We start from the raw sequence: 17,046 nt of genomic DNA on the forward strand, positions 1-17,046 counted from the left end.
TATTGATTAATTATGAAGATTTTATAAATATATAGAAAATGCAGACTAATAAGCCGAATCCTGTACCTTAAAAAGGCTCTTATCATTTATCTAGTTCTAAAATTACTCTTAGAATCAATCTGCCTACCCTTTAGAATCGAGCGAGTAGCTCTCAAGCTCTAATATACATGGCATTGCACCTCATAGAGTTTACCTGGTTTCACTACAGCCTAACTGTACATTCTTTCTGTTGCACTGGTCCTCAGCTCTCGCTGGACGGATGTTATCCGCTATGATACTCTTTGGTGTCCGGACTTTCCTACTTGTAAACACAAGTCGATAAGATAAGTCTGCAATTTCTATATTATTTTATAAACTTTTCTATAATCATAAAAAAACCCACTCATAAATGAGTGGGAAAAATTGCTATGAAAAAGAAAAAGTGTTGCTGATAAAATCAACAACACTGCAAATATATATTAAATAATAATACCAAAAACTATTTTAATAAAAAATAGTTATTTTTTATTAAAAATTAACATTATTTTATGAAAACATGTCTTTTACTTTCTCAAAAAACGACTTGTCTGATTTGTTAGGACTTGGTCTAAAGTTCTCGTTTTCAGACATTTTATCAAAAAACTGTTTTTGTTCTTTGTTTAATTCTTGTGGCGTCCAAACATTAATATGAATTAAGAAATCTCCCGTACCATAACGTTCTATACTTGGTAAACCTTTTCCTTTTAATCTTAAAATTTTACCAGATTGTGTACCAGCATCAATTTTAATTTTTACTTTACCTGTAACAGTTTCAACCTCTTTACTTGTTCCTAAAACAGCTTCAGAAAAATTAATATACAAGTCATAATGTATATTAGTACCTTCTCTCTTTAACGTTTCGTGTGGTATTTCTTCTATTAAAACTAATAAATCTCCTGCAATAGAATTTTTACCAGGAGCTTCATTACCCTTTCCTCCTACTTTTAATTGAACACCTTCTGTAACTCCTTCTGGAATATTGATAGAAACCGTTTCTTCTTTTACGATTAAACCCTGTGCATCTGCACCTGCTGGTTTACTATTCATAATTTCTCCTGCACCACCACAAGTACTACAAGTAGTAGCGGTTTGCATTCGTCCTAAAATAGTATTGGTAACTCGCATTTGCTGACCAGAACCATTACAAGTAGTACACGTTTTATAGGTAACACCTGCTGCCTGAACTTTACGTCTAACTTTTACTTTCTTCTCAACACCTTTGGCTATTTCTTCTAAAGTAAGTTTTACACGAATTCGCATATTACTACCTTTAACTCTAGCTTGTCTTTGGCCACCTCCATTAAAGCCTCCAAAACCACCACCAAAGCCGCCGCCTCCGCCGCCAAAAATATCACCGAACTGACTGAATATGTCATCCATATTCATACCGCCACCGCCGAAACCACCGCCTCCACCTTGAGGACCGTCAAAAGCGGCATGACCATATTGATCATAACGTGCTTTTTTGTTTTCGTCGCTTAAAACCTCATAAGCTTCTGCAGCTTTTTTAAAGTTTTCTTCAGCAGTTTTATCATCAGGGTTTTTATCTGGATGATATTTAATTGCCATTTTTCTGTACCCTTTCTTAATTTCTGCTTGGGTTGCAGATTTAGAAAGACCTAATATTTCGTAAAAATCTTGTTTTGCCATTTTTATTTCAATTATCAATTAACAGTAATCAATGATCAATGGTAATTGTACATTGTTAATTGTAATTTATTGTCCGATTACCACTTTTGGATAACGAATAATTTTATCTCCTAATTTGTATCCTTTTTCTACACAATCAATTACTTTACCTTTTAAATCTTCTGATGGAGCAGGAATTTGTGTAATAGCTTCATGAATTTCTGCGTCGAAAGTATCACCAGCTTTTGTTTCTACTTTAGAAAGTCCTTTTAACTCTAAAGTATTATAGAATTTCTGATAAATTAACAACACTCCTTTTCTTAATTCTTCCGCTTCTTTATCTTCTTCGATATGTGTCAGTGCACGCTCAAAATCGTCAATAATTGGCAGTAAAGATGTCATTAATTCTTGTCCAGCAGTTTTAAACAATTCTATTCTTTCTCTAGATGTTCTTTTTTTATAGTTTTCGAACTCTGCAAATAGACGTAAAAACTTGTCTTTTTCAGTCTGAATTAATTCTTCTGCTGTAGGCTCTTCTTTTACAACTTCCGCCTCAACTTCTTGATTTTCTTCAACTTGAGCGGTTTCTTGCTCATTTATTAGTTCTTCTTCTTTAATGTTATCTTTCTTACTCATTATCTTTGTAGTCGTTAAAATGTCTTTAAATAAAAAGCAAAAACGTTGCCAACAAAAAAATAGTGTCAAACTGACACTATTTTTTATTTCTTTAAATTTTAACATGACCCCAATTTTCACCTGTTTTAATTCTGTGAATTTGCATATCCGAAACTCCAAACCGTTTAGCAATCATAGTAATTCTAGTTCTTTTATTTTTTAATTGCTTTTTTATAATTCTTACTTTTCCTTCGGTAAGTTTATAATTGGTTTTTTTGTTTTTTTTAGATTCTATAAATACAGGGTTTTTAAATTGATGTAATTCTTTTTCTCTTTTTGTTGCCCATTTTAAGTTTCCTACTGTATTATCTGTTTTATCATAATTTAGATGCAAAACAAAAACTTGCTCCTCACTTTCTTTTTCTAAAAAATGTTGGGCAACTAGTTTATGTACATACCTACTTGTATGCTTATTATTTACAACTTGTTTTACAGAAATGGTTTCATAACCATTAATAAAACTCTTTTTTCTTAAAAATTCTTTATCGTCTTTAATATAAAGAACTCTTCCGTGATTGGAAATCTTAAATTTTTTTACATCAGAAATTTTTTCATCAAATTTAACATCCTTCCACTCCTCTTTCCACAAACTTCTTATCATAATATAAAAGTATTTTTAAATGAATAAAATACTTTTTCTTAATCAGCAATTCTTTCAATTTTTGCGCCAATAGATTTTAAACGAGCTTCTATGTTTTCGTAGCCTCTATCTATTTGTTCTATGTTATTTATTATACTCGTTCCTTTAGCAGATAATGCTGCTATTAATAAAGAAATTCCCGCTCTAATATCTGGCGATGTCATTTTGGTTGCTTTTAATGAGCTTTCAAAATTCATACCAATTACGGTTGCTCTATGAGGATCGCATAAAATTACTTTTGCCCCCATATCAATCAATTTATCAACAAAAAACAAACGGCTTTCAAACATCTTTTGATGAATTAAAACGGTTCCTTTTGCTTGTGTTGCTATTACTAAAACAATGCTTAGCAAATCTGGAGTAAATCCAGGCCATGGTGCATCTGCAACGGTTAAAACTGAACCATCTATAAAGTTATGAATTTCATATGATTCTTGAGCAGGAATATAAATATCATCTCCTTTTCTTTCTAATTGTATTCCTAATTTTCTAAATACATTAGGTATTTGTCCTAAGTTTTCCCAACTAACATCTTTTATGGTTAATTCAGATCTTGTCATGACTGCAACACCAATCCAAGAACCAATTTCAATCATATCTGGTAAAACTCTGTGCTCACAACCACCAAGTGCATCTACTCCTTCTATAATTAGTAAGTTAGAACCTACTCCAGAGATTTTTGCTCCCATAGAGTTCAACATTTTACATAATTGTTGAATATAAGGTTCGCAAGCAGCGTTGTATATTTTTGTGGTTCCTGTTGCTAAAACAGACGCCATTAAAATATTAGCGGTTCCGGTAACAGAAGCTTCATCTAACAACATTTCTACACCAAATAATTCTTCTGCTTCTACTCCGTAAAAATGTTCTTCTTTATTATAACGGAATTTTGCTCCTAATCTTATAAAACCTTCAAAATGTGTATCTAAACGTCTACGACCAATTTTATCTCCTCCGGGTCTTGGTATATATCCTCTACCAAAACGAGCCAAAAGTGGGCCAACAATCATAATAGACCCTCGTAAAGAACTTCCGTCTCTTTTAAAGTCTGCAGATTCTAAATACTTTAAGTTTATTTCATCCGCTTGAAAAGCATAAGAATTGCTACTTAATTTCTCAACCTTTACGCCTAATTCTCCAAGAATAAAAATTAATTTATTGACATCAATAATATCCGGAACATTATTTACTACAACTCTTTCTGGCGTTAATAAAACAGCACAAAGTATTTGTAGCACTTCGTTTTTTGCTCCTTGTGGAGTAATGGTTCCACTTAATTTATGACCGCCTTCAATTTTAAATGATGCCATATACTAATATCTTTTTCTGTTTTTATTCTGATTATTATGCTGTGGCTTCTTGTAAGCTGTTTTAGAATTGTTCTGACCTTGCCCTTGTGTACGTGGTTTTCTTAGTAAGTTTTTACTTTCAGAAAGTGCTTCTTCGCTATTTCTTAAATCTAATTTACCATCAGATAAATCATATAGATGCTTAAAAATTACAGCATCATCTACGGTATCTTTATTCCAGTTTAGGTAACACTTTTTCATGTGATTTGCAATGGTAAACACCAATGCTTCTTTTTTCTCTCCTTCTTCCCAACTTAAAGCAATATCAATCATTGTTTGAATATTGTTACCGTAATAACGATATCTAGATGCTGATTTTGGATAAGGCAACCCTTCTGGTTTTTCTTGTAATTCTTCTTTTGATGGTTGTGGATATGGAGATTCTACATCTAATTTAAAATCTGCCATAATATATAACTGATCCCAAAGTTTGTGTTTAAAATCTGGAACATCACGTAAATGTGGTTGTAAATTACCCATAACATCTACAATAGCTCTTGCCATTTTATCGCGTTCCTCTTTAGTTTCTAATGCTAAGCAATGGTCTACTAATTTTTGTATATGTCTGCCGTATTCTGGTATTATCATTAACGGTCTTTCTGAATTGTACTCTAAATCGAATGTCATTTATTTATTTTTGAGAAGTGTTCTCGATACATTTTCCTTTTTCATTTTAATCAAAAGAAAACACTAGAACTGACAAAATTATAGTTTGTAGTTATTTAATGTTGCAAAATAACAATTTATTTTTAGTTTTAGGAATGTTTTTAACCAATCACTTTTAATTTAGCAAATTGTAATAATAATTTCTTCTTACCAACAGTACCAAATTTAATTTCTGCTTTCTTATTTGGTCCATTTCCTTCTAAAGCAATTACTTCCCCTCTACCAAATCTATTGTGTTCTACAAAATTACCAACGGCTATATTGCCATCAAATAAATTTGCTTTTGCAGTTGTTTGAGATACTTTTTTTAAGTTTTTAGGAATAATAATTTCTTTCTTTTTAACCAAATCACGCTCCATTTTTTTACGCTGAATTGGTTTTTGAAAACGAATTCCTTTTGGTGCATCATCAAAAATACTCTTATCAACAAAATTATTTATTGCTGGATTGGTACTTTTTGGTGTGATGTAATTTAGATATTGATCATCTATTTCTTCTAAAAATCTACTAGGTTCTGCATCTACCAATTTACCCCATCTATAACGAGTTTGCGCATAACTTAAATAGGCTACTTTTTCGGCTCTTGTTATTGCTACATAAAACAACCTACGCTCCTCTTCTAACTCACTTCGTGTATTCATACTCATGGCAGAAGGAAATAAATTTTCTTCTAAGCCTACAATATATACGTATAAATATTCTAATCCTTTAGATTGGTGAATGGTCATTAAGGAAACCGATGGTTTGTCATCGTCTTTTTTAGCATCAAAATCTGTAGCCAAAGCCACATCTTCTAAAAAAGTAGTTAAAGAAGTGTCTCCACCTTCTTCAATTTTATCTGTAATAAAATCTTTAATTCCGTTTAAAAGTTCTTGAACATTTTCTACTTTACTAACTGCTTCTGGTGTGCCGTCTTTTTCTAAATCTTTAATTAACTGTGTCTTTTTAACAACTGTTTCTGCAATTTCAAATGCATTTTTTGTTTGCGATTCTATTTGCAAACTTTGCATCATATCCATAAAATTACGAAGCTTATTTTTAGTTCCGGCATTTATTTTTAAATCGATTTTATCAATATATTTTATAATATCAAAAATTGATTTTTTATAATGATTTGCAGCGATAGTTAGTCTATCTATAGTGGTTGCCCCAATTCCACGAGCGGGATAATTAATAATCCTCTTTAACGCTTCTTCATCATTTGGGTTGATTAAAATACGTAAATAAGATAAAATATCTTTTATTTCTTTTCTTTGATAAAAAGAAATTCCACCGTAAATTTTATAGTCAATTCCTTTTTTACGCAAAGCATCTTCAATGGCTCTAGATTGCGAATTTGTTCTATATAAAACACAAAAATCATCGGGTGTTAATTGATGATTCATTTGGTTTTCCCAAATAGATTGTGCCACAAAACGACCTTCTTCTCCATCAGAAATTGTGCGCATTACATTTATGGCATCTCCAGGATCATTAGAGGTCCAAACTTCTTTGTCTAATTTTGTTTTATTTTTTTCGATTACAGAGTTCGCAGCGTTTACAATATTACTTGTAGAACGGTAATTTTGTTCTAATTTAAAGGTTTTTACATCCGGATAATCTTTCTGAAAGTTTAAGATATTCTGAATATTTGCGCCCCTAAAACTATAAATACTTTGAGAATCGTCTCCAACAACACAAATATTACCAAATTTATCTGCCAAAGCTCTAACAATGATATATTGAGAGTGATTTGTATCTTGATACTCATCTACCATAATATATCTAAAACGATCTTGATATTTTGCCAACGTTTCTGGAAAACGCGCCAATAATTCATTGGTTCTTAACAATAAATCATCAAAATCCATTGCACCTGCTTTAAAACACCTATCTACGTATGCTCTATAAATATTACCAACCTCTGGCCTACTTGCATGTAAATCTGCCTCTTGTAAATCGGCATTATTAAAATAGGCTTTAACAGTAATTAAACTATTTTTAAAAGAAGAAATTCTTCCTAAAATTTGCTTTGGTTTGTATTGTTCTTTATTTAAATTCTTCTCTTTAATAATTGCTGATATTAAACGAACAGAATCTTGCGAATCGTAAATTGTAAAATTGGTTGGAAAACCTAACTTATCTGCTTCGGTACGTAAAATTCTTGCAAAAACGGAGTGAAATGTTCCCATCCACAAGTTTTTTGCTTCACTACTACCAACAACTCCAGCAATTCTTGCCTTCATTTCTTTGGCCGCTTTATTGGTAAATGTAAGTGATAAAATATTAAAAGAATCTACACCTTGCTGCATTAAATGCGCTATTCTGTAGGTTAATACACGTGTTTTACCAGAACCTGCACCCGCAATAATAATCATGGGACCATCTTTTTGAATGACAGCTTGTTTTTGTGCTTCGTTTAAAGAATCTAAATATGTGCTCAATAGTTTGTTTTGAAAGAATTTAAAAACGTGAAATTAACCAAACTATTCGTTTCTAAAAAAGAAGAAGCGTCCTTTTTATCAACAAATTATTTATTAGAATCATCATTATATCTGCTTAAAGGCAGATAAATACAAATATCTGCTTATAGACAGATAATTTAAAATATCTGTTCATAGACAGATAATTTTGCTGTTTAGGATAATAAATGATATCTTAGCTAAAAATTTAGAATAATAATGACAAGTATTTTAACAGGTGATATTATCGATTCTAGAAAACAAGACGATCATTTTTGGTTAAAAACCTTAAAAGAAACGCTGGCTACTTTTGGCGAATCGCCTAAATATTGGCAAGTTTATAGAGGCGATAGCTTTCAGGTAGAAATAAAGAATTGCGAAGACGCATTTTATGCTGCTTTAAAGTTGAAAGCTCACTTAAAATCTACAGAAGATATTGATGTAAGAATTGGTATTGGTATTGGTAAAAAAGAATTTAATATGGCAGAAATTACCGCCTCTAATGGCGAAGCTTTTATAAATTCTGGCTATGCATTTGATACGTATTTAAAAAAGCAAACAATTGCTATAAAAACACCTTGGCAAGAAATTGATGAAGAATTAAATATTGCTTTTGATTTGGCTTTATTAACTATGGATTCTTGGACAAAAAATTCTGCAGAAGTTTTTAAGCTGTCTTTAGAGTCTGAAAATATTACTCAAAAAGAAATAGCGTCTATCTTAGGAATCACTCAAGGACGAGTCAGCGAAAGACAAAAACGTTCTGGTTTTGATGCCATTATGAAACTAGAAAAACGCTTTAGAAAATTAATTCATCAGAAAACACAACTGTAAAATGCTTTTATTTTTAAAATTTTTATTAGCACATATTTTAGGCGATTTTGTTTTTCAATCAGAAAAATGGGTAAAAAACAAAGAAGAAAAGAAAATAAAATCTATAAAACTATACTTTCATATTGGTATTCATGCCTTATTACTATTACTTGTACTTCAATTTAACTTACAAGAATATTGGCTAGCATTTCTGTTCATAATAGGTACACATTGTTTAATAGATCTATTAAAACTGTATCTTCAAACAAAAAACACCCAACGAATTTGGTTTTTTATAGATCAAGTATTACATCTAATTACATTAGGTTTTGCTACGTCTTTTTATGTTGATTTTTCTTTACCAATAGAAAATTTTATCACAGATAAAATCTTATTATTAATTATATTTTTACTGTTAGTTGTTTTTGTTTCGGCAATAGTTATTAAAATTATAATTACCCAATGGAATCCTGAAAGTGAAAAAGAAAATGATGAATCTTTAGCAAAAGCAGGCCGTTATATTGGTATGCTAGAACGTTTGTTTGTATTTACGTTTGTAATTAGTAACCACTGGGAAGCTATTGGTTTTTTATTAGCTGCAAAATCTGTTTTTAGATTTGGAGATTTAACTTCATCAAAAGACAGAAAACTTACAGAATACATTTTAATTGGTACTTTATTAAGTTTTGGCTTTGCTATCTTTTTAGGAGTTCTATATTTGTATCTATTAAATTTACTTTAATTTATGGAAGAAAAATTAATAGCAAGTATTGTGTATATTTTACCTGCTGCAGTAACAGGTTTGGTTAGCTATTATATGTTTAACAAGCTTATAGCTCAACAAAAGCCTAAAAGTAGAATGGAAATTCTAGCTCAAAAAAGCAAAGATACTTTGCCTATAAAATTACAGGCTTATGAGCGTATGTTGTTATTTTGCGAGCGTATTAATCCTATTAAAATTTTAGTTAGAGTAAAACCAATTTCAGAAAACACACAAGATTATTTACAGTTATTAATTGCCAATGTAGAACAAGAGTTTGAACACAACCTAGTGCAACAAATTTATATTTCTGATGATACTTGGACCGTCATATTAGCTGCTAAAAATACTGTTATTAATAAATTAAGGCAAGTAGCAGAAACCTCAAAATCTGCAAATGAATTAAGAGAAAATGTTATTGTTTACTATTCTAAAACACTACCTCCAACAGATACAGCTGTTAGCTTTATTAAGAATGAAGTTAAAAAACTGTTATAAATAAAAAAAACTCCTCTTAGAAAATTCTAAGAGGAGTTTTTAACTAAATTTCCTTTTTCAAAAGATCTTTATTAATTAAAATATATTTTAGAAGCTCCTAAACCTACAGGCGAGCTATATACTACTTCTTTTGTAGATAAATCTGTCACTATTAATTTACTTAGCGCAGTAAAACTATAACTAGTAGTAAATAACTTATTATCTTTAACTGACATACCATAAATATTACCTGTAGCAATACCATCTGTAGCAAGTGTTGTATCGTTTTCATTAATAGTAAATACTTTTTGCTCTGATCCCATGTAATAGTAAATTTCTCCATTTACATAAGACATTTGTGATGCTCTTTCATTATCACTAAATTCAATCTCCTTTGTTATTGTATTATTACTAAGGTTGATAAATGAAATTGAAGAAGTTGTATTTGTTAACACTGCATAATCTGGCGCACCTCCATAAGTTAAAGGTTTCCCTTCAGATAATACAATTAAATTCCCTGAAACATCAAAAATTAATTCATCTGGGTTATCTTTTACAATAATTTTCTCAACAGTATTATTAGCTGCTAAATCTACAATTGAAATAATATTATTAGAAGACCATGCACCTTTATGAGAAACATATAATTTATTGTCTTTTGCAAGAATTCTCTCTACACCATTATCTAAAGAAATCGTTGTACTTTCTATTGTATTTGTCGCTAAATCTATTACTGCTAAATAGTCGTCAGTGATATCAGAAGGATTTCCCCAGTTAGTTATATATCCTTTACCATTAGCAGTTGCCATGTATCTAGGATTATTTAAACCTGTATTAATTTCTGTTATTTTTTCAAAAGTATATCTATCTGCAACAACAATTGTATTCACATCATTTAAAATAATATAAGCTTCTGTATCTGTAAAAGATATAGACTGAATTAAACCACCCAATTGTGCATTATTAACACCCGTATAGATAAAATTAGTTGCTAATCTATTTAAATTTTCATTTACATAAGAAATAGAACCATCTTTATTACCAAATCCTCCTTCTGCACTTACAATAATTCCGTCTTTATAATTACCTGTAATTTCTGGAAATTCTTCGTCATTATTAGAACATGATGTAAAAACTAAACTAATTATGAATAGTTTAAAAATTGATTTTGTAATCTTCATTTGTATTAAAATTTATAGTTTATATTAATATTGTAATTTCTACCAGGCATAGGACGTAAGTTTGAAAAATAATACACATTATTAAATATATTATTTACTTTAAAACCTATTTTTATTTTATTCTTTTTATTTTCAAACACCTTAAAATCGCCACCAAAATTGGTAACATTTAAAGATTCTAAGGAGTAAAAATCTAAATTAATTTCATTTGTATACACTTTACTTTGATATAAATGCTGCATAAAAAAAGAAATTTTCTTATACTCATAATCTAAATTAAAGTTTAATAAATGCTTAGGTGCATAAGGTAAAAACGTATCTGTTTCCTTGTTTTTTGCTAACGTAAACGTATAATTCGTAGAAAAATTAAAAGAATGTTCATTAATTTTTTTAGATAATTTAACAGCTGTTTCCGCTCCGCTATGCGTAACATCACCTACATTTCTTGGTCTCCATAAATTAGATGCTGCAGTAGGTAACCATAAAATTTTATGCTTTAAATGAATATAAAAAAGTGATGTAGTAATTGCTATATTTTTTTTCTTAAAAGAAGCACCAATTTCTCCTTGTACAGATTCTTCTGGTATTAAATCTAAATTACCAACAACTGGCCAATACAACTCATTAAAAGTTGGTATCCTGTAATTTGTAGATACATTTGCCTTTAAGGCTAAATTATCTGTAATTTCCTGCTCTGCAGCAACGGATACTAATAATGGAACTTCAAAATCTGAATTAGACTCTTTTCTAAAGTTAATTGCCGTTGTTAATTTCTCTGTTGGCTTAAAAGTAACTTTAGCTATACCAGCAAACAATGTTCTTTTTTTTGAAAAAACCTCATTAGTAGTACCTCTGTTTTCATCATAAATTAACGATGTTTCCATTTTTAAATAATTAGAAAAACGATATTTTAAATTATAATTGATGTTATAATTTTTTGATTTTCCAAAAACATAATCTGTAGCATTTTTATCATCATAATATCGATACTCTTGTGTTAAGTAAGCCACGTTTAAGGTTTGTGTAAAATTAGAAAAAGAGTATTTCCATTTTAATAAATTCCTTTGATTAAAATCCTCATTTCTTTCGCTGCCTGCAGCAGGATTTGGTAATCCATCAGAAAATAAACGATCTCCATAATAACCTGTTGTATAAAAATACAGTTTGTTTTTACTAGAGAACTGATATCCTAAACTAAAGTTTACGCCATAATTTTTATAAACTCCATTTTCGTTTTTCAACAAACTACCGTCACTATTTTTATATCGAGTATCAATAAATGTATAATCATTATCAGAATAATTTAATGTTGCAGCAAATTTTACAGCCCATTTTCCTGTTCCAACATTGGCTTTAAAAAAATTAGAAGTCGTATTAAAACTTCCGTAAGAAGAAAACAAATAAAAATCTTTATGTTTTTTAAATGATAAATTATCATTTAAATGCACAGTACCACCAATAGCACCAGAACCATAATCGATACTTCCTCCACCACTATGAACTATAATTTCATCAGAAATACTTGCAGACAAAGAGTTAAAATCTGTTTGACCACTTCCTACTGCGTTGATAGAAATTCCATTCCATAATACTGCTGTATTCGATGCAGAAGTACCTCTAAAACGAGCAGTACTTACACCTCCATTACCATAATCTCTTAAAGAAATAGGGCTATTGTATCTTAATAAATTAGTAAGGTTTATTGGGTTTTTAATAATTTGACTAGTAACTATTTTTAGTTTTTTTAGTCCAAGTATTTTATGTTTTTGCTCTTTTTTTGCTATAACAACAATTTCTTTTAACTTATTTGCAATCGTATCCTTTTGAGCAAACGCAGTGTTAGCACAACAAAGTAAAAACAAAAAAGATAAAATATAATTCTTCATAACAACCTGACCTTTATCCCGAAAGCTTGTATTTATTTTTATAAATTAGGCAGGTCTCCTGGCTTGTTACCTGTTATAGACCTTCCCAACAAAAATGTCAGTGGTAAAGAATTAATAACAGCTCTAAAAAGAGGTTTCGAAAAAATGATTCGAAACAAACATACAGTTGCGGGAACAGCTTCGGTTTTTCACCGAATTCCCTTTTAATTTGTTCTCAGAAAGAACAAAACCTTAATTTTTAGCAAATGTAAATTATTTTTAAGTATTGCAATACTTATACTTTATAAACTTTTTTGTTTAATGCATTAGATATTTTAAAATCTATAAAAGGTAATTTTTTAGACAACTATTTTATTCCATTTACCAAAGCAGGTATCAAACAAAATACAATCATTCTTAAAAAAAAAGAAACTTGAATACTATTAAAGATATTCTTTCCTTTTTTAAAAAATGTTTCTAACCTTTGTGTTTATATTTTTTAAATTATGATTCATTATATCTCAGGAGGAGAAAGATCTGGTAAAAGTAGTTATGCTCAAAAAATAGCGGAAGACATTTCTAAAAACCCTTTTTATTTGGCAACTTCTAGAATTTGGGATAAAGATTTTAAAGCAAGGGTAGACAAACATATTTCTGATAGAGATGAACGTTGGACAACCATTGAAGAGGAAAAAAATATTAGTGCCGTTATCCCTGATAAATCTACAGTTGTTATTGACTGCGTTACTTTATGGTTGACAAATTTTTATGTTGACACAAAATACGACGTAAAAGAATCTTTAAAATTAGCCAAACAACAAATAGAAAAACTGGTAGAAATTGATGCTCACATTATCATTATTTCTAACGAGATTGGTATGGGATTACATGCTACCACAGAATCTGGAAGAAAATTTACAGAACTACAAGGATGGGTAAATCAATTTATTGCTAAAAAAGCTGACAAGGCTACTTTTATGGTTTCTGGACTGCCTTTAAAACTAAAATAAAACAAGATGTCAAAAATAACTGCACTTTCTAAAGAGATTGAAACAGCACTTCAAAGAAAAATAGACTTTAAAACAAAACCTATAGGTTCTTTAGGTATGTTAGAAAATATTGCCATTAAAATAGGTCGTATTCAAAACACGTTAACACCAAAAATTACAGCACCAAGTATTGTTGTTTTTGCTGGTGATCATGGAATAACAAAATCAAAAAAAGTAAGTCCATATCCACAAGAAGTAACACAACAAATGGTGTTTAATTTCTTAAACGGAGGCGCAGCAATTAATGTTTTTTGCAAACAAAATAAAATCAACCTAAAAATTGTTGATGCTGGTGTAAATGCCAATTTCGATGAAAATAAAGAATTAATTTCTGCTAAAATTGCAAAAGGAACCAAAGATTTTTCTTTAGAAAAAGCCATGACAACATTACAATGTAAAGCTGCTTTAGAAAAAGGAAAAGAAATTGTAAACAATTTATTTCAAAATAAATGCAACACCATTGGTTTTGGAGAAATGGGCATTGGTAACACTTCTTCTGCTGCACTTTTAATGAGTTATTTTACAAAAATTGGTATTGAAAACTGTGTTGGTAAAGGAACTGGTTTAGACAATGAAGGATTGCAACAAAAAAAGAATGTTTTAACAGAAGTATACCAAAAGCATATTAAAAATATAGACTCGCCAACAGAGGCACTCGCTACTTTTGGTGGTTTCGAAATTGTAATGATGGCAGGTGCTATTTTAGAAGCTGCCGCTTTAAAAATGACAATTTTAATTGATGGTTTTATTGTAACATCAGCATTATTAGCCGCAAATGCTATCGATAAAAATGTTTTAGACTACTGTATTTTTACGCATTCATCTGGAGAACAAGGTCATCAAAAAATATTAGATTTTTTAAAGGTAAAACCTATTTTAAATTTAGGTTTACGCTTAGGAGAAGGTACTGGAGCTGCTGTTGCACTACCAATTATACAATCTGCAACACTATTTTTAAACGAAATGGCAACTTTTGAAAGTGCCAATGTAAGCGAAGCTTAAACCTATGAAAAAAGAATTTCATTATTTTTTAACTGCCATTTTATTTTTTACAAGAATACCATGCCCTAAATGGGTGGGCCATTCGTCTGAAATGCTAAATAAAAGTAACCGTTACTTTTCTTTAGTGGGTATTTTAGTAGGCGCTATTGCTGCACTTATTTACTACTTAGCTACTTTTATTTTTACCCCAGAAATTGCCATTATTCTAAGTATGATTGCTTCTATTTGGACTACAGGAGCTTTTCATGAAGATGGTTTTGCAGATAGTTGCGATGGTTTTGGTGGTGGTTGGACTAAAGAAAAAATATTACTAATCATGAAAGATTCTAGATTAGGAACTTTTGGTGTTATAGGATTGTTTTCTATTCTTATTTTAAAGTTTTCTGCAATACAAACACTCTGTGTAGCACACATAAATATTCCTTTACTTATTATTTCTGGTCATGCTATTAGTCGTTTTACAGCTACTATCCTACTCTACACACATCCGTATGTTAGAGATATTGATAGCTCAAAAATAAAGCCAACAACCACACAAATGAGTACAAAATCTTTAGTGATTTCTTTTATTTTTGGAGTTTTACCTCTTTTCTTTTTTAAAAATCATTGGGTATTTCTAAGCCTTATTCCACTATTAATAACCTATTGGTATTTAGCTCGTTTTTTTAAAAAATGGATTGGAGGTCAAACAGGAGATTGTGCGGGTGCTTTGCAACAAGTGGCAGAAGTTGTTTTTTATCTTTTTATACTTGTTTTATGGAAATTATATTAATTAGACACACCACGCCCAAAATAGACAAAGGAATTTGCTACGGGCAATCAGATATTGATGTTACCGATACTTTTTTAGAAGAAATAAAACCTATTTTAACAGATGTTTCTATAAATGATGCAGAAACTGTATATTATAGTAGTCCGCTAAAAAGATGTAAAAAATTGGCAGAAAAGTTATCAAATACTATTCTTTTTGATGATCGCTTAAAAGAATTAGATTTTGGAGATTGGGAATTACAAAACTGGAACGACATCAACCAAGAAGCCTTAGATATCTGGATGAATGACTTTGTAAAAGTTGCTGTTACAAATGGTGAATCGTATTTAGATTTACATGCCAGAACTACCAATTTCTTATTAGAAATTGCACAAAAAGAATTTAAAAAAGTTGTTATTGTAACCCATGCAGGAGTTATGAGAAGCTTGTATTCTTTTATTCATAAAACACCTTTAGAAAAGTCTTTTGATTTAAAATTACAGTATGCACAAGTTTTAAAACTAAACTATTAAAATGAAACACCTTTTACCTCTCTTAATAATTAGTATTTTTTTTATTTCTTGTCAGAAAAATAAACCCATTAAACTTGTTAAAACCCCAGTAAAAACCAACATTAAATATGCCAAAGGATTCGACATTATTACAACAGGCAATCAAAAGAAATTAATTATAAAGCAACCCTATCAAAACGCAAAAACACAGTTTACATATATTTTAGGTAACAAAACCAACCTTAGTACAAACGAGTTAAAAGTACCTGTTAAAAATATTGTGGTAACAAGTACTACACACATACCAATGTTAGAAGAAATTGGTGCCGAAAATTTTTTAATTGGGTTTCCTCAAACAAAATTTATTTCATCCATAAAAACAAGAAAACGTATTGATGCTGGTCATGTAATAGAATTAGGAAGTGAGCAAACCATGAATACAGAACGACTTATAGAACTGGCTCCTGAGCTGGTAATTGGTTTTGGTTTAAATGGCAATAACAAAACATATAAAACAATTCAAAGAAACGGCATACCTGTTATTTATAATGGAGATTGGCTAGAAGAAACTCCTTTAGGACGTGCTGAGTGGATAAAGTTTTTTGGTGTACTATTTAATAAAGAAAAAGAAGCCGATAGTATTTTTAACGTTATTGAAACAAATTATTTATCTGTTAAAAAAATTGCTTTAAAAGCAAAGAAAATTCCAACAATTATATCTGGCAGCTTATTTAAGGACCTTTGGTATATGCCTGCAGGAGACAGTTTTATTGCCACCTATTTTAAAGATGCCAACACCAACTTTTTATGGCAAAACACCAAAGGAACAGGTAGCTTAGCCTTAAGTATAGAAAGTGTTTTAGACAAAGGGCTAGCTGCCGATTTTTGGATAGGTTGTGGTTTATTTGAAAACAGAGCAGATATGTTAACTTCTAACCAAAAATACAACTCTTTTTCTGCTTTTAAAAAGGGAAATATTTACACATACGCAAATAATAAAGGAGCAACTGGCGGACTTATTTACTTTGAAAAAGCACCTACAAGGCCAGATTTAGTTTTAAAAGATATTATTAAAATTACAAATTCAGACTTGTTACCAAACTATAGTTTAACTTTCTTTCAAAAAATGGAATAAAAAAATAAACGTCATCAATTAAGGTTTCTTAATTCTTTTTAAGTTCATAAAAATTGTTGTGCTTTCGATAAAAATCTGTCAAT

General features: G+C 30.1%; 16 protein-coding genes, 1 other RNA gene and 1 riboswitch. Of the genes, 8 read left to right on the top strand and 9 right to left on the bottom strand.

The annotated features are described in order from the left end of the window. Window positions 1-33: 33 nt before the first annotated feature. The 7 genes from rnpB to WHD07_RS02250 form a co-directional block, all read right to left on the bottom strand. An RNA gene (rnpB, locus tag WHD07_RS02220) (RNase P RNA component class A) lies at window positions 34-336 on the bottom strand. A gap of 189 nt (window positions 337-525) precedes the next feature. Beyond that, window positions 526-1,668 (bottom strand): molecular chaperone DnaJ, encoded by a 1,143-nt coding sequence (dnaJ, locus tag WHD07_RS02225; protein ID WP_105048695.1) that lies wholly within the window; start codon window positions 1,666-1,668, stop codon window positions 526-528. Window positions 1,669-1,734: 66 nt separating this feature from the next. Continuing rightward, window positions 1,735-2,283: a nucleotide exchange factor GrpE gene (locus WHD07_RS02230; protein WP_105049373.1), complete on the bottom strand. Its 549-nt coding sequence runs from the start codon at window positions 2,281-2,283 to the stop codon at window positions 1,735-1,737. Window positions 2,284-2,374: 91 nt separating this feature from the next. Continuing rightward, window positions 2,375-2,923 (bottom strand): HNH endonuclease, encoded by a 549-nt coding sequence (locus tag WHD07_RS02235; RefSeq protein ID WP_105048696.1) that lies wholly within the window; start codon window positions 2,921-2,923, stop codon window positions 2,375-2,377. Window positions 2,924-2,961: 38 nt separating this feature from the next. Continuing rightward, window positions 2,962-4,272 carry a UDP-N-acetylglucosamine 1-carboxyvinyltransferase gene (gene murA, locus WHD07_RS02240; RefSeq protein ID WP_343329881.1) on the bottom strand — a complete coding sequence of 437 codons (1,311 nt, stop codon included), beginning with the start codon at window positions 4,270-4,272 and terminating at the stop codon, window positions 2,962-2,964. A 3-nt stretch (window positions 4,273-4,275) separates the two neighbouring features. Continuing rightward, the gene (locus WHD07_RS02245) at window positions 4,276-4,938 is read right to left on the bottom strand and encodes a DUF4290 domain-containing protein (RefSeq protein ID WP_105048698.1); all 663 of its coding nucleotides are present in this window, start codon (window positions 4,936-4,938) and stop codon (window positions 4,276-4,278) included. A 140-nt stretch (window positions 4,939-5,078) separates the two neighbouring features. Next, window positions 5,079-7,400, bottom strand: a complete 2,322-nt coding sequence (locus WHD07_RS02250; protein ID WP_105048699.1) for an ATP-dependent helicase — start codon at window positions 7,398-7,400, stop codon at window positions 5,079-5,081. Between the two features lie 237 nt (window positions 7,401-7,637). Between WHD07_RS02250 and WHD07_RS02255 the strand changes: the two genes are divergently transcribed. The 3 genes from WHD07_RS02255 to WHD07_RS02265 are packed head-to-tail and all read left to right on the top strand — an operon-like array spanning window position 7,638 to window position 9,489. Next, window positions 7,638-8,252: a SatD family protein gene (locus WHD07_RS02255; RefSeq protein ID WP_105048700.1), complete on the top strand. Its 615-nt coding sequence runs from the start codon at window positions 7,638-7,640 to the stop codon at window positions 8,250-8,252. 1 nt (window position 8,253) lies between these two features. Next, a complete protein-coding gene (locus tag WHD07_RS02260; RefSeq protein ID WP_105048701.1) occupies window positions 8,254-8,973 on the top strand; it encodes a DUF3307 domain-containing protein in 720 nt (239 codons plus the stop codon). Between the two features lie 3 nt (window positions 8,974-8,976). After that, a complete protein-coding gene (locus WHD07_RS02265; RefSeq protein WP_343329882.1) occupies window positions 8,977-9,489 on the top strand; it encodes a hypothetical protein in 513 nt (170 codons plus the stop codon). A 71-nt stretch (window positions 9,490-9,560) separates the two neighbouring features. Here the strand turns inward: WHD07_RS02265 and WHD07_RS02270 are convergent, their stop codons facing one another. Together WHD07_RS02270 and WHD07_RS02275 are read right to left on the bottom strand one after the other, a co-directional pair. Further along, window positions 9,561-10,649, bottom strand: a complete 1,089-nt coding sequence (locus tag WHD07_RS02270; protein WP_343329883.1) for a cell surface protein — start codon at window positions 10,647-10,649, stop codon at window positions 9,561-9,563. Window positions 10,650-10,654: 5 nt separating this feature from the next. Next, a complete protein-coding gene (locus WHD07_RS02275) occupies window positions 10,655-12,535 on the bottom strand; it encodes a TonB-dependent receptor plug domain-containing protein (RefSeq protein WP_343329884.1) in 1,881 nt (626 codons plus the stop codon). A 31-nt stretch (window positions 12,536-12,566) separates the two neighbouring features. Beyond that, a riboswitch (cobalamin riboswitch) is annotated at window positions 12,567-12,784 on the bottom strand. A gap of 236 nt (window positions 12,785-13,020) precedes the next feature. Between WHD07_RS02275 and WHD07_RS02280 the strand changes: the two genes are divergently transcribed. The 5 genes from WHD07_RS02280 to WHD07_RS02300 are packed head-to-tail and all read left to right on the top strand — an operon-like array spanning window position 13,021 to window position 16,963. Beyond that, window positions 13,021-13,524 (top strand): bifunctional adenosylcobinamide kinase/adenosylcobinamide-phosphate guanylyltransferase, encoded by a 504-nt coding sequence (locus tag WHD07_RS02280; protein WP_105048705.1) that lies wholly within the window; start codon window positions 13,021-13,023, stop codon window positions 13,522-13,524. Between the two features lie 6 nt (window positions 13,525-13,530). After that, window positions 13,531-14,565, top strand: coding sequence for a nicotinate-nucleotide--dimethylbenzimidazole phosphoribosyltransferase (gene cobT, locus WHD07_RS02285; RefSeq protein ID WP_105048706.1), 1,035 nt, complete (start codon window positions 13,531-13,533; stop codon window positions 14,563-14,565). Between the two features lie 4 nt (window positions 14,566-14,569). After that, window positions 14,570-15,337 carry an adenosylcobinamide-GDP ribazoletransferase gene (locus WHD07_RS02290; protein ID WP_343329885.1) on the top strand — a complete coding sequence of 256 codons (768 nt, stop codon included), beginning with the start codon at window positions 14,570-14,572 and terminating at the stop codon, window positions 15,335-15,337. Continuing rightward, window positions 15,322-15,849, top strand: coding sequence for an alpha-ribazole phosphatase (cobC, locus tag WHD07_RS02295; protein WP_343329886.1), 528 nt, complete (start codon window positions 15,322-15,324; stop codon window positions 15,847-15,849). The genes WHD07_RS02290 and cobC overlap by 16 nt, the downstream gene beginning before the upstream one ends. 1 nt (window position 15,850) lies before the next feature. After that, window positions 15,851-16,963 carry an ABC transporter substrate-binding protein gene (locus WHD07_RS02300; protein ID WP_343329887.1) on the top strand — a complete coding sequence of 371 codons (1,113 nt, stop codon included), beginning with the start codon at window positions 15,851-15,853 and terminating at the stop codon, window positions 16,961-16,963. Window positions 16,964-17,046: the final 83 nt, after the last annotated feature.

The organism is Polaribacter staleyi (assembly GCF_038024045.1).
GTDB classification, from domain to species: Bacteria; Bacteroidota; Bacteroidia; order Flavobacteriales; family Flavobacteriaceae; genus Polaribacter; species Polaribacter butkevichii.